A 20,864-nucleotide genomic window follows, 5' to 3' on the forward strand; every position below is an offset into this window, starting at 1 on the left:
GTCTAATTTAAAGCCTTTTATGAACAAGGCGCTGGCAAATTTGTCAGCGCTTTTTTTTGTGCCTGTAATATGTGATTTGTGTTTTGTCACCAAGCCAAGTGATCGGATTTATAACTAATATAAATATTCAAATGCTGTTGTATTTGTTTGGATATAACGCAAGTTTGTCTAGCCTCTAGCCTCTAGCCTCTAGCCTCTAGCCTCTAGCCTCTAGCCTCTAGCCTCTAGCCTCTAGCCTCTAGCCTCTAGCCTCTAGCTTCTAGCTTCTAGCTTCTGGGAATATTGGTTGAATAGGCGTCTCTTATGGTCTGCGCCTAAAGTATTAGATGATTTCATTCTGTTGCAGAGCAGCAATATTGGGGGGTAGAGAGGATAATGGTTTTATTCAAGAGCAGCTTATGTTCTTACATCCACTCTCTGGCTTTGAGTTTCTATCTAAGAGCTCTAACCGTCGTACTTTGCCTGCTTAGTTAGCAGGCTTTTTTTTGCCTGAAATAAGCTTTTACAATCTACTGAATAGCGAATAGCGAATAGCGAATAGCGAATAGCGAATAGCGAATAGCGAATAGCGTTAGGAGGGGGCTTGTAGAAGGGTGTATATAAAAGAAGGCCGCGGCTCTGGAGAAGGGGGGGACAGAGCAGCGGCCAATGTCTAGCTAATTACTTTAAGTAGTAATTACCAGCTTAGTGCAGCACCGATAGCGAACTGATCAGTTTCTACGCCAGCGCCAGTTTCAGCTTGGTCGTATTCTGCAATCAGTTTTAGGCTGCTGTTTACGTCGTAGAAGTAAGCAATAGTCTGCATTTCTTGAGAGTCAGCACCGTTTACTTCAGTTTCGCCGTGTGACAATACAACGCGGTGGCCGTTTGCAGCGTAAGAAGCCTGAACTAGGTAACCGTCAGAGTCAGTGTTGCTAGCTACTGTGTTGTCCGCTAGAACAGAAGAGATACCTTCCTGATCGAAGCCAGAAGCAGTTAGTTGGAAGCCACCCATAGCTACGCGAGCACCGAAGGCAAGACCTTCTACGCTACCGCCATCTGTGTTGGATTCGCCAGTAGCAGCGCCTAACCATGCGTTGAACTTACCGCCATCAAAATCAGTAGCGTAAGTAAGTTCTGCTTCAAAGCGAGCGTCATCGCCTTGACCTACAGTTTCGCCTGAATCTGGGTCAAGGATACCAACAGCAATTTGGAAGCCGTTGTTAACAGGTGAACGGTAAGTGATCTGAGCGTTAGGAGTAGCGTATGGGTAACCTACAGAGATGTTACCGAAAGTAACGCCGCCAGTATTTGGCATAGGTAGACCAGTACCTAGTAGTAGCTCGTCAGAGAAAATGTTAGTACGAGCATATAGGCCGAAATCTTTACCGAAAAGAACCTGACCGAATTCGCCGTCTACAGTGCCGTAGAATTGACGAACGTCGATAGCAGTGTCAGTTACGTTGTTAGTACCGTCGTTGATAGTTACCCAGAAAGAAGAGCGGCCGCCAACTTTTAGGCCATCAATTTCTTTTGATACGTTGAAACCGATCCAGTTAGGTAGGAAACCCATGCGAACACGTGACTGGTCGCCAGTAGTGTCGTTATCAGTGTGAACGTAGAAAGCGTTGAAGTGACCATCAGCAGAGAAAGTAGTGCCATCCTGGTTATACAGTTCAATCGCAGCGCTTGCGTGTGCGCTCATGCCCATTGCAACTGCTACAGCTAACAGCTTGGCTTTGTTATTTTTCATGTCGCCCCCAATTAAGGAATTTAGTTTGTTTAACGATGGAGGAGATTATCGACAAGTGTTAGCAATGCTTACATGGCTCTATAGTTCTTTTTAGATAGGACAATAGATCCTGTGGTGGTCGGCGCCAAAGTATTGAAATCTAAGGGTGTAAAGGTATTACATCTTAAGGTTTTGAGAGGTATTATATACTTAAGTGCACAAATATTGTGCAGTGCAATATGGCGCTTAACGAGAATGATATCAATTATATGTTTCATTAATATGTTTGTCACTTTGGTCTTATTAATGCCTCATGTAAACTTGATTGCTTCTATCTCAAATAAACAATTACGGTCTATAGAGTGTATTGATGAGTAGGGACATTTCTAATCTTCGAAAGTTCGTTTCCCCAGAAATAATATTTGGTTCGGGGGCAAGATGCTCAGTGGCAAATTATGCCAAAAACTTTGGCGCCAGAAAGGTGTTGGTGGTTTCAGACCAAGGTGTACGAGAGGCTGGTTGGGTTAAAGAGATTTCCGATCTGCTTTTAATTGAAGAGATAGAACATGTTGTTTTTGATGATGTATCGGCTAATCCTCGAGCCGAAGAGGTTATGAAGGGTGCTCAAGTTTACCAAGAGCACAATTGTAACGTTATAGTTGCTGTCGGTGGTGGAAGTCCTATGGATTGCGCTAAAGGCATCGGTATTGTCTGTGCCAATGGTAAGCATATTCTCGATTATGAAGGTATTGATACTATTCACCTTCCTATACCGCCTCTAATTTTTATACCGACTACTGCGGGTACTTCTGCTGATGTCTCTCAGTTTGCAATAATTTCTGATCCTGTTGAGAAAGTTAAAATATCCATTGTTAGCAAGGCTGTAGTGCCGGACGTAGCATTGATTGATCCAGAAACGACCATGACAATGGACCCTTTTCTCAGTGCGTGTACTGGTATTGATGCCTTAGTTCATGCAATAGAGGCATTTGTGTCTACGGGTGCTGGGCCTTTAACTGACATGCATGCGCTTGATGCTATGCGTTTAATTAATGAAAGCATTGTTGCTTTAGTGGAGCAGCCGCAAGATATTTATCTGCGAGAGCAGGTGATGCTTGGCTCTATGAAAGCTGGGTTGGCTTTCTCTAATGCAATTTTAGGTGCGGTGCATGCTATGTCGCATAGTCTGGGTGGATATAAAGATCTGCCTCACGGGCTATGTAATGCAATCTTGTTAGAGCATGTTATTGATTTTAATTATTCTGAGGCAGAAGAGCGTTTTAAAGTTGTAGCTTCAACTATGGGAATTGAAACTAAAGGTCTTAATGCCAGTCAAATTCAGTTGGCTTTAAGGGATAAAGTTGTCCAATTAAAAAGGGATGTGGGCTTGGATCAAAAGCTTAAGGAAAATGGCGTAAACTTAGTGGATATCCCTGTGTTATCTGATCATGCCTTGCGGGATCCGTGTATTCTCACGAACCCCCGTAAATCTAATAAAAGAGATGTAGAAGTGGTTTATGAAGAAGCGCTTTAATGACCAAAATCAAACGGTAGAAAACCTTATTGGTCTTGGAAACCACTCTTCACGAAAGAATTATCACTCCGAACTAGTTACTAAGATAGACGAGCTTGAGCGTGAAAAAAATCGTTATAAATGGTTGTTTGAAAATGCGCTGCACGGGATATTTCAGGCTAAGTTAGATGAAGGGATTGTATCTGCTAATCCAGCGATGGTTAGGCTTTGTGGATATGGTTCTGAAACTCAGTTTATCGAGCGAATAACAAAGTTGGATTCTTTGCTTTTTTGTTGTGCTGACGCCTATTCGGATTTTCGTTATCAGCTTGCGCAATACGGTAGGGTTTTTAACTTTGAGACTCTTTTTTTGAAAGAGGATGGGCAGTGTATCCATGTTTCAGTGAGTGCGTTATCTAAAGATCCTGATGGAAACGGGCCCATTATTGAGGGGTTTGTTAAAGATATAACTGCTCGAATAAAGTCCCAAGACAGATTGAAGCAGTTAAATGAAGAGCTCGAGGATAGAGTGCTTCATCGAACTCAGGAGCTGGTGTCTCTAAATGATAAGCTTATTCAAGAAATTTCTGAGCGTAAACAAATTCAAGAAGAGCTTAAGGTTGCTAAGGATCTAGCGGAAGAGGCTAATAAAAGTAAGGATAAGTACCTTGCTGCTGCGAGTCACGATCTATTGCAGCCTATGAATGCAGCTAGGCTATTAATTGCAGCTTTACGAGATCGTTCGCTTGAAACTCAAGATGCTCACTTGGTTGAGCGTGTCCACTTAGCGCTTGAGAATGCCGAGGATCTTTTAACGGATCTCTTGGATATTTCTAAGCTAGATCAAAATGCGGTACAGCCTGATGTGACTGATTTTCGTATCAATCAGCTATTGCAATCAATGGTAAATGAGTTTCAGACTGTTGCTGAAAATAAGCATATCCAGTTAAAGCTTTCTGAGTGTTCCGCCGCTGTTACCAGTGATTCACGCTTACTTCTAAGAATTATTAGGAATTTCATCAGTAATGCTATTCGTTATACAGAAAAGGGTAGAGTAATTGTGGGTTGTCGCCGCAAGGGGGCAGTACTGAGTATACAGGTTTGGGATACTGGTTTAGGTATCCCTGAAGAAAAGCAGCGGCTGGTTTTTAAAGAGTTTCAGCAGTTAGAAAATAAATCAGCTAAAGATCGTCAGGGTGTAGGCTTAGGGCTTGCAATAGTTGAGCGTATTGCGCAGATGCTTGGGCATAGGTTAGTTGTGAAGTCTGTGCCTGATAAAGGCTCCATGTTTGCTATTGAGGTCCCCTTGGTAGAGCGTCTTTCGATTGAAGCTCCGAAAAAACAGATAAGCCAGTTTGGTGGCGATCAATTATCGAATCTTGTTGTTCTAGTGATAGATAATGAGGAGAGCATTCAGGCCAGCATGGAAGCATTGCTTACTCAGTGGGGTTGTTTCGTTATTATTGCGTCGAGCATGAGTGAGGCCATAGAAAAATGTGCTGATGAGTACATAGTGCCTGAATTGATTCTCGCAGATTATCACTTGGACTTTGACTTATTTGGAACAGATGCGATTGATGGGCTGCGAGAACATTTTGGCTTGGATATTCCGGCGGTTATCTTAACGGCTGATAGAAGTAGTGAGTGTCGTCAGCTTTTTGAGAACAAAGGATTGTCTATGATTAATAAGCCGGTTAAGCCAGGTAAACTAAGGGCTTTAATTACTCATTTGGTTTGTTGAAGAGTCTTGGTCTTGAGTTATATATAAAAAGGGGTCGCAAGTAGTATTTGTCGATTCATCCTCAAGACCTAGAATGAAATGATTAAGCTTTTCCCGAGGATAGACCATTGACTCAGGACCCCGCGTTTCTGCTCGCTGCATCATTTAGTTCTGATCCTATCACTGCTGCACATGATCTCTTGTCGCAGCTTGATTCTCCAGATATCAGTTTTATAACGTTTTTTTGTTCTGCAGAGTATCCGCTCAAAGAGCTTGCTTCAGCACTTAATCAAGCTTTTCCTACAACGGAAATCGTAGGTTGCACCACTGCTGGTGAAATTACTCCTGACGGCTATGGCCAGGGTTGTATCACAGCAATCGGATTTAAACAGTCTGGTTTTGCGGTTGAAGCTGCATCTATCGAGTGTCTTGATGACTTCAGTCTGACTGATGCTCAGATGTTAGTTGATCAGCTGATTTCTGGTTGTCGTCATCATGAGATTGCACCGATCAAAGGTAATACATTTGCTTTGACTTTGCTTGATGGTTTATCCATTCAGGAAGAAAACGTCCTTGTTACCCTAAATTCGGCACTGGGTAGTATTCCAAACTTTGGTGGCTCGGCAGGAGATGATATTCATCTCGCTAAAACCCACGTGTTCTACAATGGTGAATTTCATACCGATGCTGCTGTAGTCATGCTGGTAAATACCATCTACGACTTTGAAGTATTTAGCACTCATCATATGAACCACCGTAACGACAAACTGGTTGTTACAGAAGCGGACGCTGACAGTCGATGTGTATACGAGATAAATGCTGAACCTGCAGCATTGGAATATGCAAGGGCTATTGGGGTTGCGGTCGAAGACTTGAATCATGAGGTTTTCGCGCTAAATCCTATTGCTGTAAAACTTGGCGAAGAGTATTTCGTGCGTTCTATCCAGCAGGTTAACGATGATCTCAGCATGAAATTTTATTGTGCGGTTGAAAATGGCATTGTGTTAACGGTCATGAAACCCGGAGATATGGCTGCTGATCTGATCAGTAAGCTTGAAGTAATTGAAGAAAAAATTGGTGAGCCACAGTTAATCATTGGTTGTGACTGTTTCTTGCGTCGTTTAGAGAGTGAGCTAAGAGGTAACTCTCAACAAATATCTGATTTACTTCGTCAAAATAAAGTTATTGGATTTAATACCTATGGAGAGCAAAAAGAGGGGATGCATATTAATCAGACCTTCACTGCAGTGGCCATCGGGAGAAATCTAAATGTCTGATCAGGCTTTACAAGATCGCATTGCAGAACTCGAAGAAGAAAACCGCAAGCTACGTAAAATAAACTCTGTTTTGGTTCAACGAGTTGAGTCTGGAGGCGGGCAAAGCGCAAATCCTTATTCAGCTTTTGAGCACTCTGTAGTGCTTGCCGAGCAGGTGAGGGAGAGAACAGAGGCGCTAAACCGAGTGCTTTCTGAACTGAAAATAAGTCACAGAGCGCTTAAGTTAGCTAATAATCAAGCGGCATTGGCTAACCAGCGATTGGTTGATGCAATAGAAAGTATTTCAGATGCGTTTGTTCTATTTGATCAAGATAGAAAGATTGTTCTTTTTAACAGTAAGTTTAGTAGTGTTTGGGCATCAACGGGTTTAACCATTCAGACAGGTACCACCATTCAAGATATTGGGCGCCTAGCTCGTGAAAGCGGTCTGATTGATGAAGAATATCCTGATACCAATACGGGCAGTAAGGTCTATCGTTTAAACGATGGTCGCTGGGTTCAGATGTCAGAAAGGCCGACACAGGATGGTGGTCTAGTAATTCTTTATACTGACATCACGGCACTGAAAGAACGAGAAACAGCTGATAAAGAACATGCCTTAGCTCAGAAAACTAAGTTGCTTCAAAATACTGTAGATAACCTTTCACAAGGTGTTGTGCTGGTTACACCGGAAGGTCGTGTTGAACTTTGGAATGATCGATTCCTTGATCTTACGGGCGTGGAGCAAGAGCAGGTACAGACTTATCCTCCATTTGCAGCACTCATGCTTGATAATCATTCGATTCTTCAGCATGCGCTAACAGCTGCTCAGCAAGGTGAAGTGTTAGCATCTGAGCAAAGAGGTGATAAAGGCCAGGTCATTGAGGTCCGAACACACCCAATGCCTCAAGGCGGTTTTGTAAATACATATACAGATATTACTGAGCGTCATCGATATGCTGAGTCTCTTCGTCAAAATGAGCAGTGGATCCGCTTAATTACGGATAACGTCCCGGCGTTGATTGCTTATCTCGACCAGGATTTGAATTACGGTTTTGCAAATAAGGTTTACAGCGAGTGGTTTGGTCGTGCTGATGGTGAATTAAATGGTCAAAGTATTCATGATGTGTATTCACCGGATGAATACGAACGCTTAAATCCATATGTAGAAAAAGCCTTGTCGGGCCGTAATGTAACTTTCGAAACTTGGCAGACGAATTCGCGCGGTGAAGAGCGGTATATGCTGAAATCATATGTCGCCAATATAGATAAAGACGGAAATCCTAATGGTTTCTTCGTCATGATCCGAGATATAACCGAGCGACGTCGATCAGCAGAAGCACTAGAGTTATCGCACCAGTTGCTTGAGCAAAGGGTAGAGGAGCGTACATCTGAGCTAACAGAGCTAAACGAACAGCTACGGTCTGAAATTACTGAACGTGTTCAGGTTGAATCGCGTCTACTAGATGCAAAGATGGAAGCAGAGCAAGCCAATCTTTCTAAAACTAAGTTCTTGGCTGCTGTAAGTCATGATTTGCTTCAGCCGTTGAATGCAGCTCGATTATTCTCAGGAGCTTTGGCTGAAAAAATTGAAGATCCTAAGAACTGTTCTTTGGCGCAATCGGTTTCAAACTCTTTGGATGATGTGGAATCCTTACTTCGTACCTTGGTTGATATTTCTAAGCTTGATGCCGGTGTAGTGAAAGCGGATGTGATTACCTTTAATCTGCAAAGTTTGTTCGATACTTTGGCGCCTGAGTTTCAGCAGTTGGCGAATGCTGAGGGAATAGATTTCCGTTATGTAAAAAGTGGGGTGGTTATTAAGTCGGACTCCCAGCTATTAGCGCGCATTCTGCGTAACTTTCTAACAAATGCTATTCGTTATACCAAAGAGGGTAAGATTCTACTTGGTTGTAGGCATGAAGCTGATTCGGTTTGGATTGAAGTTTACGATACAGGTCCAGGTATACCTTCAAATAAACTTGAAGAGATCTTCCAGGAATTTAAACGGCTTCAGTCCGATCAGCCTGGTCAGGAGAAAGGTTTAGGCTTGGGTCTTGCAATAGTAGATAAAATTTCTCGAGTATTGGGTCATGAGATTCGTGTAGATTCAGTCGAAGGTAAAGGCTCTGTATTTGGAGTTAAAGTGCCTAAGGGTGCTCCTTTGGCGCCTGCTGAAGTGACAGGTCCGCATATTCCAATGATAACAGAACGTCTCTCTGGTGCTTGCATATGGCTGATTGATAACGATGAATCTATCTGTAAGGGCATGGAAATCTTATTATCAGGCTGGGGCTGTCATGTTGTGACTGCTTTGTCATTTGATGATCTTGCTAAGAAGGTCGATTTTGAAGAGGATCCAGTTGATTTGCTAATTGCAGATTACCACCTTGATAATGATGAGACTGGCATTGATGCTGCTAAAACAGTAACAGAGCGGGTTGATAGTGATCTGCCTGTTCTGATGATTACTGCTAACTATAGTAAAGAGCTTAATCAGGAGATTCGTGATCTTGGGTTTATTCTTGTCAATAAGCCAATAAAACCGCTTAAGCTAAAAACTACGCTAATACACCTATTAGAGCAGCAGGTCGCTTAGACCTGCAAGCTTTCCCTCCAAACAAGTCCGGGCTAAATCTCTTTTCTCGATATTCTTAAGCCTTGCTCAATAGTAATTAAAGAAGTGGCTTAGATATGTGTCTTTTTGATGTAGAAACGAAGTGGTAGGGAAAAGAAGGGTGACTGGAGTCAGTCACCCAATAGTTTGGATCTTAGCGCTTAAGGTATTCGTTAAAGTCGATGTTGCCGGCAGATAGTACTGCCTGAATACGGTTGTGAACGCCAAGCTTGCGTAGAATTGCAGACACGTGCGCTTTTACCGTCGTTTCTGCTATGTTTAGGTTGTAAGCGATCTGCTTGTTTGATTCGCCTTTAGACATTCGCTCTAATACAAGTAGCTGGCGACGTGTCAAAGATGAAAGAAGTTCTGGTGGAATTTGATTTTCGTCTTTGCGCTGAGTGCGGCGGCTATCCGGTTGGCTTGCGCGGATGATATCTGAAGGCAGGTATACGTTACCGGCAAGAATCTGCTGAAGTGCTTCAGTCATTTGATCGCGAGGAGAAGACTTAGTGATAAAACCGACAGCACCATAGGTGATGGCTTGAAGTACGATTTGTTTGTCTTCTTCTGCTGATACGATAACCACAGGTACTGTTGGTAGGTCGTTACGCAAAGTGATCAAGCCGTTTAGGCCGTTCATGCCAGGCATGTTTAGGTCTAGCAGGATAAGATCTAGCTCTTCCTCATTTTGAGCGATTGTAAGCGCACTATCCAGATCTTCCGTTTCCAGTGTCTGGCAGCCAGTAAAGCTGTTTTCGATAACATTGATGATAGCTTCACGGAACAGCGGATGATCATCCGCGATCAGGATCTTGTACACGACAATATCTCCAATTTCATTATATTTATTATGAGCTTATATTCTCATCCTGAGCTTGTCTCTATCTTACTCCGTGTAAGACTTTAATGCTTGGTAAAAATTAATGTTTCTTTAGTGTAAAGGGTTCAGGGCTGGCAATACTGGTTTCTAAATCGTGTTCAATCCAGCCATCAGAGCCATTTCTATACCACAGCAGATTAGTGTAACCCAATTCAGAAGCTCGTTTCAGAGCATTCCATGACATCCAGCAATCGGCCCGACAGTATATAATTACTGGGAGGCTTTTGTCGCCGGTTGTTAAGCGCTCTAGATTCGATTGGAAATATTCTGACCAGTCGTCATCTAATTCGCCTAAGCCTACGTTAGGAAGCCATACACTACCAGGTATATGGAGTCTGGGTTCCTTTTGAATGAAAACTCGATTCCAAGGGATGGGTTGCACATCTACTAAAATGGGCTTATTTCCCGTTTCTAGTAGGTGGATTACATCTTCTGTTGAAAGTGTTTTCCCGTGTAGGCTTTTTAATGGTGTAGGGCTGCGATAATGAAACAATCGGTAACCTTCTGCTGAAAACAGCTCAAAATCTGTTGTATCAGCATAATCGCTTTTGTCGTCTGCAAAGCCAGTATTTATGAGTAATAGAGCGCATAAATACATTGCGATTTTAAGGTGCCAGATGGTGCTTTCCTTACTATTTCTCTACATGCCTATTACACCCTGCGAAAGTGTGGGTCTAAATTCTACCATCGAGCAAAAAAACAGGTACGAAAGTACTATGTTTGCTCACAGCATAGAGGCTTATTTTAAGTTTCTCTATTGTCCCGCTAATTTGTTGTATATGGGAGTTTTATGTTTTTTGTTCGTAATATGTTGTTTTTATTGGTTTTAATTCCGTCTTTTGTATGGAGTGGTGCAGAGAAGCCTCAAATTAAAGTGGCTGTTTTAGCTTCAGGCACCGTTAATTGGGAGTTGCAGCACTTAAAGAATCAAAAATTAGATAAGCTTAATAATTTCGATCTTAAAATCATTAAAGTGGCGAGTATGTCCGCTGCAAAAGTTGCGCTGACTAGCGGAAATTCTGATGTGATTGTTACTGATTGGTTATGGGCAGCGGAGAGAAACAGTAAGGGCGAATCTTTTAGATTTATTCCGTTCTCTAAGCAGGTTGGGATGGTTATGAAGCCTGCATCTAGTCAGTTGTCTGATCTTTCGGAGCTTAAAGGTAAAAGAATAGGTGTTGCTGGTGGGCCTTTGAATAAGGGTTGGATTTTACTCAGGGCAGCAGCACAAAAACATGGGCTTAATCTCGAGGCGGATGCACAGGTTCAGTTTGGCTCGCCACCTTTATTAAGTCAGTCACTAAAAAGTGGTCGTCTAGATCTGTTAGTCACGTTTTGGCATTACGGGGCGAGGCTTGAGACTGAAGGCTATAAAACTGTCACAAGTCTGCAAGATATGATGGCAGAATTGGGTATGACTAGTCAGTTGCCTATGCTTGGCTATCTAGTAAAGCAAGATCAAGTGGATAGCAATCCTGAGTTGATAAATAGCTTTGTAGATGCAGTAATGGCAGCTAAGAACCAATTGCTGAATGAGGATGATCATTGGCTAGGTCTTCGTAAACTAATGAGGGCTGAGAATGACCAGGTTTTTAATGCACTTATTACTGGGTATCGCAATGGCATCCCTAGTCCTATAACAGCTGATCAGATCGATGATGCGAAGGTATTCTATAAGTTGATTACTCAATTCAAACCATCGCTTAAAGGTGCTGAGCTGAACGAAGATATGTTTTATAAGGCAGGTCTATGAGTTCAGCGGGTAATATAAGTCGTTTGAGTGACCAGCTGTTAGCTATATTTGTTCTCTTGGCTGTATGGTGGGGCTGTGCGGCGTTCGTTAATAACGTATTGCTTCCTACACCTGGTGAGGTGTTTAGCGCCTTGCAAGTTGAGTGGTCCGAGCAAAGGCTGTTGGATAGTTTGCTGATTACTTTGCAGCGAGTTGCGATTAGTTTCTTCTGCGCCATGTTACTTGGCGGTCTACTCGGTGTTCTGATGGGGAAATTTTCCACAGTAAACAGAATATTAGACCCTCTATTAATTATTCTTCTGAATGTCCCAGCGCTAGTTGTAATTATCTTGCTTTATATCTGGTTCGGTTTGGTTGAGGCAGCAGCAGTCGGTGCGGTAATCATCAATAAATTACCCAATGTCGCTGTAACCTTACGTGAAGGTGGGCGCATGTTTGATGAGCAGCTGGAGGAGATGGCCAGAGCCTATCATTTCTCTTTCAAGCAAAAGCTTACAGAGTTATGGTGGCCTCAACTGTTTCCTTACATCATGGTCGCGACGCGTAGTGGTTTGGCATTGATATGGAAGATCGTTTTAGTCGTAGAATTGTTGGGGCGCTCTGATGGGGTCGGCTTTCAACTTCATATGGCCTTTCAGCTTTTTGATGTAGCAACAATCCTTGCTTACAGTTTTGCCTTTATCTTTATTGTTCAAATGATTGAGTGGTGTATTTTGCAGCCTTTAGATCGGTATGCTCAGCGCTGGCAGCGAGGTTCAGAACGTGTATAAATTTGCATCTGATAAGATTTCCTATGGCGACGAAACCATTCTTCAACCTATAGAGCTTGAATTAAAGGCAGGCTCAACTATTGCCATTTTAGGCGCTTCCGGCTGTGGTAAAACTACATTACTAAACAAGCTAGCCGGCTTGGCTGAAAATGCGATTCATTGCTGGAATAAAGAAAGCATAGATATAGGTTATCTATTTCAAGAGCCAAGGTTGCTTCCTTGGAGAACGATTAATCAGAATTTAGTCCTAATTGAGCCTAATTCTGAAAAGGTCGAAGCGATGCTTCAGGCCGTAAAATTATCTGGATTTGGCGATCACTATCCTTCACAGATATCATTAGGTATGGCGAGGCGCGTGTCTTTAGCGCGTTGCTTATTGCTTGATCCCGAAATGGTGTTGATGGACGAGCCGTTAACCTCGTTAGATATGAGTACGGGAGAGGAAATGAGGGAATTGATCTCCCATTTGGTTTGCGAAAATCCAAAGCGTTGTATGATCTATGTAACGCATGATCTGGATGAAGCGTTAGCTTTGGCTGATGAGGTGGTTGTGTTAAAGGGGCGTCCTGCCACGGTTTATCTTCATAAAAGTACGAGTGAGTTAAATCGAGCAGAACTCGAATCAGCGTTGAAGGCATAAAAAAGCCTCTCTTCATAGAAGAGAGGCTTTTTGCTTTAAACTGTTCGGCTTATTCTAGCGACCGGCTTTCTGAGGTTTAAATCCAGTAACCGCAAAAGCAGTAAAAAACGCTGTAGCAAATGCTGTAATGCCTAGTGCTTCAAGGTTTAGTTGCATGTAAAGTGCATAGCGGACTAGTTCAACTGCATGGGTAAACGGATTTGCCATGCAGATCCAATAGAGCCATTCACTTGATTCCTGCATCTTCCAAAGCGGATAGAGTGCAGAAGAAAGGAAGAACATCGGGAAGATAACGAAGTTCATTACCCCCGCAAAATTCTCAAGCTGTTTGATCTTAGTCGAAAGGAATAATCCAAGAGAGCTTAGTAAAAGTGCAACTAGCAGTAATGCTGGTAAAACTGTTAGGTAGCCCATTAACGGCGGCTCTACCTCAACCAGTAATGCTACTAATAAGAAAGCATAAACTTGCGTAAGCGAGATCAAGGCAGTCGCAACCATTTTACACAGCAGTAAGTATGGGCGTGGAAGGGGGCTCATTAACAGTACTCGCATACTCCCCATTTCGCGGTCATAAACCATGGATAAGCTGCTCTGCATGCCGTTAAACAGCAATATCATGCAGCACAAGCCGGGTGCGATGTAAGTCTCATAGGTGATATAGGTATCGTATGGTTGGATTATCGAGATACCTAATGCCGCTCTGAAGCCAGCAGCAAATACCACTAGCCAAAGTAGTGGTCTAACTAACGAGCTGAGGAATCTAGAGCGCTGTTGTACGAATCGCAGAAATTCACGAACTAGAATGCCATAAAAACAGTTCCAATAACTGGCAAAGCTCATAGAGCCTCCTTAGCAGGCTTTTCAGTTAACTGGTGGAAAGCGTCAGTGAAATTGTCTAAGCCTGATTGATTCAACATCTCAGATGCTTTGTCATTGATCATGATCTGGCCATTGTTGAGCAAGACGATGTGGTCTTGCTCCTTAATCTCTTCCATTAAATGGGTAGCCCAGAGCACAGTCAATTTTTCGTCCGTGCAAAGGTTGCGGACATGGGTGTTAAGTGCTCTACGGGTTTGCGGGTCAAGGCCAACCGTTGGTTCATCGAGTAATAGTATTTCCGGTTGATGAAGCAGTGCTCGAGCAATCTCCACCCTACGTCTGTGTCCGCCGTTGAGGCTTCTTACCTTGTCATTGACCCGATCGGACATCTCCATGCGTTCTAGTTCTAGCTTGATTCTATCGCCTGCTTGGGATTTTGATATGCCATGCAATGCAGCGTGGTATAAAAGGTTTTGCTGAACGGTAAGGTCTAAATCTAGGGTGCTTTGCTGAAAAACAACGCCTAGCTTTTTCATTAGGCTAGAAGGTTGCTTCTTGATGCTAAGTTCGTTGATGCGAATATCGCCAGATTGCATAGCATTTAAGCGAGTAATTAAGGCAAACAGTGTTGATTTGCCTGCACCATTAGGTCCTAAAAGACCATGGAATTCACCTGGCTCTAGTGAAAAGCTAATATTCTTTAGCGCCTGTCTAGGGCCGTAGCTGAAACTTACGGATTCTACATAGATGCTCATTGCTGAATCTCTTTGCTGTATAAACAAAATTGGCCCACAAGAGTGGGCCTTATATGTTTCAAAGGGTAGGTAAGCTTCTATGGCTTAACTTTTACTCCCCATGGGTAGCGGCCTACTTTAATGCTTTTTACAGCTTTCATTTTGCTAATATCAATAACCGATACGTCGCCGCTAATACCGTTGGTTGTTAGAAGCTTGGTTTGATCTGCATTGAAATCCATGTGCCATACACGACGACCTACTAAGATGTAGTCTTCGACTTCATAAGTTTTAGCGTTAACTACTGCAACGTGGTTAGCTGGGCCAAGTGCTACAAAAGCATATTTACCATCATCCGATAAGCGGATACCTACAGGCTGAACTCGGTCAGGATGAACGCCTTTAATTTCAAATGTAAGCTTTTTAAAGATTTTGCGTGTTTCTACATCGATAACAGAAACAGTACCGCCAATCTCGGAACTTGCCCATAGAATCTTGCTGTCTGTACTGAATTCAACATGGCGTGGACGCTGATCAACAAGTGTATTGTCAATAAGCTCGTAAGTGGTGGTATCAATCCAGTGAACCATGTTAGTTGTTTCACTGGTATTAACGGCAATTTTACCATCCGGGCTAACAGCCATGCCTTCAGGTTCTACGCCAACATCGATTTGAGCCAGTACTTCGCTAGTTTGTGTATCAACAATTGTTACTAAGGCGTCATCTTCGTTAGAGATGTATAGGTGGCGGTCGTTAGGGTGAAGTGCAAATTGCTCTGGGTCTTCACCTGAAGGGAGCTCGCCAATAATCTGTTTGGTTGCAAGGTCCATAATCTGCACGGTATCAGAATCAGATGCGCAGATATAAAGTTTTGTGTAGTCCTTTGAGAATAAAATACCGCGAGGGCGCTCGCCTACATTTAGTGTTTCAACAACTTCCAAGCTTTTTAGGTCGATGATAGAGATGGTGTCATCTTTTTCGTTCGATACATAGGCAAGTTCTGCGTGTAGTAGAGGCGAGGCAATCAGCATACCTGCAGCAAGGGGTTTTAATAACTTTTTAAAATTCATGACTACTCCAATTAGTTGCTGCATTTAACTTCGGCTTTATCAAAGCCCAAAGTATCAAGTTCGTTTACAGGGTGAAGGAATCCATCCTGTGGGGATTGTGATACAAGAGAGCGCGGATGGACAAGAGGAATTGGTTGTCTAAGTTGACCATTCCACTCTCTATAGTTAAGTTTTCTGCCTTTAAAGCCTGCTAGTTCGAATTTCTCGGAGCGAATATATTCGTAAGCGACTTTAGGATCGGCTGAGTTTGTCCGAGTTACTGCTTCACCTACGCTTCGTACGGCAGTCCAGGAAGCATAATCTTCATCGGTCATCCAGCGATTAGCTAGCTTGTCAAAACGACTTTGTAGTTGGGCTGCGCCCCATTGTTCTACAACGCGATGCCATGTCACAGGGCTAAGGCCTTGTGTACCAACTACAGGTCTTGGAAGCCAAGTGTTATACAAAACGTATTCGCCAAAATCGCCACGCTCATCTGCTACAAAGACCACGTCGTACTCTTTAGTTTGTGTGAACAGTGGCATTTCACTCTGAGCGGTACGACGTAAATCGGTATCGTAATCCCACTGCTTTTCGGCAACAATCTTTAAGCCAAAGCGCTTAGCGGCACGTTTGAATGCTTGGGTATACGCCTTGTCTTCATCTTTTTGCCCTGAAATAACGAGTACTTTATTTAAGCGCTTCGCTTTCAGCCATTGCGCAAGTGCATCTGTCAGCATTGCTCGGCTAGGTAGGGTATGAAGTAATGAGTTATCGCACTCTTTACTTCTGAGTTGATCAGAAGGTGATCCGGAGTTAAATACTACCGCGTCATCAGGAAGCGCTTTGTCGATAGCTTTGAGGGTCTGGTTTTGGGCGTTGATAACAAAAAACCGAACGCCTTCAGCATAGAAATCAGATGCTTTGCTGATAAGTTCTTCTGGGTTTTCTGAATCGAAGTGTTGTAAAGAATACTTATGCTTTAGGAAGCGGCCAGTTGTGTTGTTGTCGTTGATGCCTAGCTCTGCGCCTTTGAGGCCGGAATCTTCAGGGTCGGGAATAATGTTTGATAAAACCGGGCCATTATCCATCTGCTGCTGAAGATATCCTATGTTAACTTCTAGATTTGCCTGGGCATGTGTTGCGACGGCGAAAAATGTGGCAAGTACCGTCATGCTGGGTGTTAGTTGTTTTAAGTGCATAAGATAAAGTTATCGTTATTATGATTTATGCCCAGCATAAGTGGGATTTCGTGAACTCGGAATATGTAGAAAGTAGAAAACAATTAATACTGAAGTAGGATTCTTTTACCCGGTTCGGCCTTTAGCATTAAGTGCATAAATAATAAGTAATTTAAACCAAGGGTGAATTATGAACTTAATCAAGAATCTTGCTGCTTGTGGCCTTGCTTCAGTAGTAGCTATTACGAGTACGGCGGCTGTCGCTGAAGGTGATTTAACGCGCAGACCTGCAAAGCTTCCTGATCTTGTTCTAGGAACCGAAGATAACCGCTACCACCTGTCTGAGAAGGAATATAACCTTGAAACAGGTAAGTCATATAAATTAAAGATTATCTCTAGCGGTCAAACTGAATACGCGTTGAAAGCTCCAGGTCTTTTTAATTCAATCTTCTTGCGTAAAGTTGAGGCGGGGGATATGGAGATTAAAGCGGCTACGCTTAAAGAGTTGGAATTTGAACAGGAAGGCGAAGCTGAAATCTACTTCGTGCCAATTAAACCAGGTAAATTCGAATTCTTCGCTGAAGGTCTAGAACACAAAGGAATGGAAGGCGTATTTAACGTTAAATAACCAATCCTTATTTAAGCCTGAGTGTTGTTAGTAATACAATGCACAGGCTTTTCCTCTCTTAATCTCTATTCTTTCCTATGATCGTTGCTAAGATGTAAACAATTACTACTTTAGGTGGTAAGATTGTCCTGCAAGTTTATATCTTGGAGTATCGATGAAAATCCTAATTACTGATGATCATTCTGTTGTACGTCAGGGGTACGCTAGTGTTTTACCAACCGTTATTCAGCCTTGTGAAATTATTGAGGCGGCTAGTGGTGAAGAATCAGAGGCTTTGTACTTTGCTGAAAAGCCAGATCTAGTGATTATGGATATCAATCTGCCTGGTATTAGTGGCATAGAAGCAGCCACCCGAATCTTAGATAAAGACCGTGATGCTAAAATCCTATTTTTTAGCATGTACGACGAAGCTTTGATGGTGAAGCAGGCGTTGGATGCTGGTGCAATGGGCTATATAACCAAGTCAGGCTCCCCTAAAACGCTTATCGAAGCTGTAGAAAAGATAAGAGAGGGTGAGGTTTTTATTGAGTATGACTTGATTATGAAACTTGCTCTAAATAACCAAGATGTTACAGAAGGCCGTCTCCGGGATTTGACGCAGAGAGAGTTCGAGGTCTTTGTAATGCTTGCTCGCGGTCAGAGCAATCGAACAATCGCAGATACACTCGGAATTAATGTTAAAACAGTCTCAAATTACGTTACTACGATTAAGAGTAAATTGAAGATTGCATCTACAGCGGAGCTTGTTCATTTAGCAGTTGATGCTGGTGTAATTAAGTTCGCCCCATAATTCATTTTGTTCCCCCTTATGGGTTGAAATGAGTACTTAAGTAGTACTTTGTTTCGGTCCTTGGAGGGATTCTTACCAATAGGGACTCATTAGCATACTTAGAAGGTTCTCTAATTTTGTTAGAGATATCAGTATAGGTGTACATATGAATGCAGTCCTGCGCTTAAATTTACTAGTTTCAGCAGTGTTTGCTGTAGCGCTATCGATCACGATTTATGAAACGCTTCAGCAAGCTACCAAAGATATTGCTCGAGAAGTTACTGCTGGGCTTAGCTTTACTCATCAGTTACTCAGTGTTGCGGTCACTGACAGTGATTTACTTGAAAGTATGCTCGAAGGAGAGACTCGCCACGTAAAGATCATCCTTGTTGATGATTCCTTAAGTGATGGGGAGGTAGGTGCAGATGATGAAGTTCCTGCTTGGTTTATGGATTTAATACCAGGACTTGATCGGCTCACTGAAAAAGAATATTACCGATACCTACCTGACGGTAGAGCGCTAAAGCTGCAAGCAGATCCTACCGATGAGGTTGAGGAAGTTTGGGAATCTGTACAGCACGTATTTGTCCTATTTGTGCTGAGTGCATTACTTTCAAATTTAGCAATCTATGTTGGTGTCCGTCAGGGGATTAAGCCTGTATCAGATTTTCTTGCAGCTTTGAATGAAATTGAAAAGGGCCGTTATGCTGCTCGACTTGAAGAGTATTCTATTAAAGAAATCAATCAGTTAGCTGGTCATTTTAATTCTATGGCTCACTCCCTTCAGGAGGCTCAGAGTGATAACTTAAAGCTGACCCATGAATTAATGCGTTTGCAGGAAACTGAACGTGCTCATCTTGCCAGGGAGCTTCATGATGATCTTGGGCAGTATCTCACGGGTATTAAAGCCCAAGCCTATTTGGTAAAAGAAAACTCGTCTAATACCGATTTGGTTGCTTCGGTGGGTAATCAAATATCGATCAATTGTGATGCGATGCAGACTAGTTTCAGGCAGCTGATCAGAGAGCTGCATCCGGTTATATTGGAGCAGTTGGGTTTGTTAGATGCTATACGTACGCAGGTCGATACTTGGCGTCAATCTCACCAAGTGAAAGTGTCGTTAGATTTACCAGATTTTATTCCTTCGTTAGATGATGAAACTAATACGCATATCTATCGAATACTTCAGGAGTCTTTAAATAATGTGGCTCAGCATGCTCAGGCTGAGCATGTTTTAGTTAGGGTTGTTTTTGATGGCGAAGCCCTTGTTCTGCGGGTGATGGATGATGGTGTTGGGTATGTTGATTCTGGGTCTCAAGGATTGGGGGTTCGATCAATGCAAGAGCGAGCTCGTTGTGTGTCAGGTGAGCTAAAGATTAATAAGTTAGATAAAAAAGGGAGTGAAGTTGTTCTGCAAATCCCTTTAGTACAGGAATTGGTATGAAAATAATAATAGCGGATGATCATGCTGTAGTGCGTCAGGGTTATGCAAGCCTTTTATCGACAATGCTTGCTCCATGTGAAGTGCTTGAAGCTGGGAGTGGTGATCAGGTATATAGTATGTGTCAGTCTGAAACTCCTGATGTTGTCATCATGGATGTAAACATGAATGGTATCAGTGGTATTGAGGCAACTCGTCGAATCTTACAGCGCTGTCCTGATATCAAAATACTTTTCTTCAGTATGTATGATGAGATACCTGTAGTAACTCAGGCTTTGGATGCGGGAGCTAAAGGCTATATTACTAAAAGCTGTACGCCTGAGGTTTTGATTGAGGCGGTGACTAAGGTTGCTGGCGGGCAGCTTTATGTTGAGCATGAGTTAGCTATGCGTTTGGCGGTGTCTCGACCTGAGCAAAAGGATAAGCGCCTCAAGGAGATGACTCAGCGTGAGTTCGAGATCTTTGTCATGTTGGCTCAAGGCAATAATGTCAAAGAGATTTCTGAGCAGCTTTGTATTAGTAGTAAGACGGTTTCTAACTATACCGCAATACTAAAAAGTAAGTTGAATATAGGTTCAACGGCAGAATTAGTGCATCTGGCTATAGAGACCGGTCTAGTGAAAGTTGGAACTAATGTGAGCTAGCATTAGTTTGGTTATAAAAAAGGCGCATGGAACAAAGTTCGATGCGCCTTTTTTTGTTGTTTGGATTTAATTCTTAGACCAACCAAATGGGCAGCCTTTGCAGCCGTCCATATAGGTTGCTTGGAATGTAGCGTAGTGCTTCCTAACACCTGTGAAGTCAGCATTTTCTAAAGACGCGGCATTTAGCTTAGCTTCCTGTAGATTGGCGTTTTTAAGGTTGGCGCCTGTCAAAATAGCTTTTGTCATCCAGGCGATTTCTAGATTTGCAGCCTGAAGGTTGGCTTCTACGAATTTAGCGCTGCTAAGACGAGAGAAATTTAAATTTGCGCCATGTAAATTTGCGCGATAAAAATTTGCGCCCTGCGCGAACAATGCCCAACCGTTGATAGCTTCAAGATTGGCATGGCTTAGGTTTGAGCCTCGAACTGTTGCGTGTCTCATATCCGCGCGAGCAAGATCTGCATTGGATAGATCTGCTTTTTCCATCTTGGTGTTTTTAAGAACTGCGTGACGAAGGATAGTACTGCTTAGGTTTGCGCCAGTTAGATCAGCTCTAGACAGATCTGCATTACTTAGATCGGCACCCGACAAATTAACGCCTGGACATTTAGTATCTGGGGCAATGGTGCAGCCATTAATCACTAGGTCATCTGCAGTAGCAAGTTGGCTGGACAGTAGGAGCGTAAATAATATTGTTTTTTTCATATCTCTATCCTAAAAGCCCGCAAGCATTGGG

Annotated in this window: 19 protein-coding genes; 11 read left to right on the forward strand and 8 right to left on the reverse strand. The window is 42.8% G+C overall.

Going from position 1 to position 20,864, the window contains the following annotated elements; translation table 11 throughout:
- Window positions 1-676: 676 nt before the first annotated feature.
- Window positions 677-1,732 carry a porin gene (locus ACMXYO_RS07955; RefSeq protein WP_415887961.1) on the reverse strand — a complete coding sequence of 352 codons (1,056 nt, stop codon included), beginning with the start codon at window positions 1,730-1,732 and terminating at the stop codon, window positions 677-679.
- Window positions 1,733-2,081: 349 nt separating this feature from the next.
- Between ACMXYO_RS07955 and ercA the strand changes: the two genes are divergently transcribed.
- The 4 genes from ercA to ACMXYO_RS07975 all read left to right on the forward strand — a co-directional run bounded on the left by ercA (window position 2,082) and on the right by ACMXYO_RS07975 (window position 8,799).
- Window positions 2,082-3,245 carry an alcohol dehydrogenase-like regulatory protein ErcA gene (ercA, locus tag ACMXYO_RS07960; RefSeq protein ID WP_415887962.1) on the forward strand — a complete coding sequence of 388 codons (1,164 nt, stop codon included), beginning with the start codon at window positions 2,082-2,084 and terminating at the stop codon, window positions 3,243-3,245.
- On the forward strand, window positions 3,229-4,965 hold the full coding sequence (locus ACMXYO_RS07965; RefSeq protein WP_415887963.1) for a NahK/ErcS family hybrid sensor histidine kinase/response regulator: 1,737 nt from the start codon (window positions 3,229-3,231) through the stop codon (window positions 4,963-4,965). Before ercA ends, ACMXYO_RS07965 begins: the two co-directional genes overlap by 17 nt.
- Window positions 4,966-5,072: 107 nt before the next feature.
- Window positions 5,073-6,221, forward strand: a complete 1,149-nt coding sequence (nosP, locus tag ACMXYO_RS07970; RefSeq protein WP_415887964.1) for a nitric oxide-sensing protein NosP — start codon at window positions 5,073-5,075, stop codon at window positions 6,219-6,221.
- A complete protein-coding gene (locus ACMXYO_RS07975; protein ID WP_415887965.1) occupies window positions 6,214-8,799 on the forward strand; it encodes a NahK/ErcS family hybrid sensor histidine kinase/response regulator in 2,586 nt (861 codons plus the stop codon). The genes nosP and ACMXYO_RS07975 overlap by 8 nt, the downstream gene beginning before the upstream one ends.
- A 172-nt stretch (window positions 8,800-8,971) precedes the next feature.
- Here the strand turns inward: ACMXYO_RS07975 and ACMXYO_RS07980 are convergent, their stop codons facing one another.
- Window positions 8,972-9,640: a response regulator gene (locus tag ACMXYO_RS07980; RefSeq protein ID WP_415881377.1), complete on the reverse strand. Its 669-nt coding sequence runs from the start codon at window positions 9,638-9,640 to the stop codon at window positions 8,972-8,974.
- Window positions 9,641-9,740: 100 nt separating this feature from the next.
- The gene (locus tag ACMXYO_RS07985) at window positions 9,741-10,298 is read right to left on the reverse strand and encodes a rhodanese-like domain-containing protein (RefSeq protein ID WP_415887966.1); all 558 of its coding nucleotides are present in this window, start codon (window positions 10,296-10,298) and stop codon (window positions 9,741-9,743) included.
- A gap of 192 nt (window positions 10,299-10,490) precedes the next feature.
- Here ACMXYO_RS07985 and ACMXYO_RS07990 point away from each other — a divergent pair, with 192 nt between their 5' ends.
- Genes ACMXYO_RS07990 through ACMXYO_RS08000 form a run of 3 tightly spaced genes read left to right on the forward strand, consistent with a single transcriptional unit; the run spans window position 10,491 to window position 12,863 of the window.
- Entirely contained in the window at window positions 10,491-11,453 is a 963-nt protein-coding gene (locus ACMXYO_RS07990; RefSeq protein WP_415887967.1) for an ABC transporter substrate-binding protein, read from the forward strand.
- On the forward strand, window positions 11,450-12,223 hold the full coding sequence (locus tag ACMXYO_RS07995) for an ABC transporter permease (RefSeq protein WP_415887968.1): 774 nt from the start codon (window positions 11,450-11,452) through the stop codon (window positions 12,221-12,223). Before ACMXYO_RS07990 ends, ACMXYO_RS07995 begins: the two co-directional genes overlap by 4 nt.
- The gene (locus ACMXYO_RS08000; protein ID WP_415887969.1) at window positions 12,216-12,863 is read left to right on the forward strand and encodes an ABC transporter ATP-binding protein; all 648 of its coding nucleotides are present in this window, start codon (window positions 12,216-12,218) and stop codon (window positions 12,861-12,863) included. Before ACMXYO_RS07995 ends, ACMXYO_RS08000 begins: the two co-directional genes overlap by 8 nt.
- 54 nt (window positions 12,864-12,917) lie before the next feature.
- Here ACMXYO_RS08000 and ACMXYO_RS08005 read toward each other — a convergent pair whose 3' ends face one another.
- The 4 genes from ACMXYO_RS08005 to ACMXYO_RS08020 form a co-directional block, all read right to left on the reverse strand.
- On the reverse strand, window positions 12,918-13,703 hold the full coding sequence (locus tag ACMXYO_RS08005; RefSeq protein ID WP_415887970.1) for an ABC transporter permease: 786 nt from the start codon (window positions 13,701-13,703) through the stop codon (window positions 12,918-12,920).
- Window positions 13,700-14,437 (reverse strand): ABC transporter ATP-binding protein, encoded by a 738-nt coding sequence (locus tag ACMXYO_RS08010; protein WP_415887971.1) that lies wholly within the window; start codon window positions 14,435-14,437, stop codon window positions 13,700-13,702. Before ACMXYO_RS08010 ends, ACMXYO_RS08005 begins: the two co-directional genes overlap by 4 nt.
- A 77-nt stretch (window positions 14,438-14,514) precedes the next feature.
- Window positions 14,515-15,486: a YVTN family beta-propeller repeat protein gene (locus ACMXYO_RS08015; protein WP_415887972.1), complete on the reverse strand. Its 972-nt coding sequence runs from the start codon at window positions 15,484-15,486 to the stop codon at window positions 14,515-14,517.
- Window positions 15,487-15,497: 11 nt separating this feature from the next.
- Complete coding sequence (locus ACMXYO_RS08020) at window positions 15,498-16,667, reverse strand: ABC transporter substrate-binding protein (RefSeq protein ID WP_415887973.1); 1,170 nt, start codon at window positions 16,665-16,667, stop codon at window positions 15,498-15,500.
- A gap of 169 nt (window positions 16,668-16,836) precedes the next feature.
- On the opposite strand from ACMXYO_RS08020, the gene ACMXYO_RS08025 reads away from it, so the two are divergent.
- The 4 genes from ACMXYO_RS08025 (at window position 16,837) to ACMXYO_RS08040 (ending at window position 20,128) form a co-directional block, all read left to right on the forward strand.
- The gene (locus ACMXYO_RS08025; RefSeq protein WP_415887974.1) at window positions 16,837-17,274 is read left to right on the forward strand and encodes a copper-binding protein; all 438 of its coding nucleotides are present in this window, start codon (window positions 16,837-16,839) and stop codon (window positions 17,272-17,274) included.
- Between the two features lie 154 nt (window positions 17,275-17,428).
- Window positions 17,429-18,064 (forward strand): response regulator transcription factor, encoded by a 636-nt coding sequence (locus ACMXYO_RS08030; RefSeq protein ID WP_415887975.1) that lies wholly within the window; start codon window positions 17,429-17,431, stop codon window positions 18,062-18,064.
- Window positions 18,065-18,209: 145 nt separating this feature from the next.
- Window positions 18,210-19,487: a histidine kinase gene (locus ACMXYO_RS08035; protein ID WP_415887976.1), complete on the forward strand. Its 1,278-nt coding sequence runs from the start codon at window positions 18,210-18,212 to the stop codon at window positions 19,485-19,487.
- Window positions 19,484-20,128: a response regulator gene (locus tag ACMXYO_RS08040; protein ID WP_415887977.1), complete on the forward strand. Its 645-nt coding sequence runs from the start codon at window positions 19,484-19,486 to the stop codon at window positions 20,126-20,128. The genes ACMXYO_RS08035 and ACMXYO_RS08040 overlap by 4 nt, the downstream gene beginning before the upstream one ends.
- A gap of 66 nt (window positions 20,129-20,194) precedes the next feature.
- Here ACMXYO_RS08040 and ACMXYO_RS08045 read toward each other — a convergent pair whose 3' ends face one another.
- Window positions 20,195-20,833: a pentapeptide repeat-containing protein gene (locus tag ACMXYO_RS08045; RefSeq protein ID WP_415887978.1), complete on the reverse strand. Its 639-nt coding sequence runs from the start codon at window positions 20,831-20,833 to the stop codon at window positions 20,195-20,197.
- Between the last annotated feature and the right edge of the window lie 31 nt (window positions 20,834-20,864).

Origin of the sequence: Neptuniibacter sp. QD37_6 (assembly GCF_047778085.1) — a bacterium.
GTDB lineage: Bacteria > Pseudomonadota > Gammaproteobacteria > Pseudomonadales > Balneatricaceae > Neptuniibacter.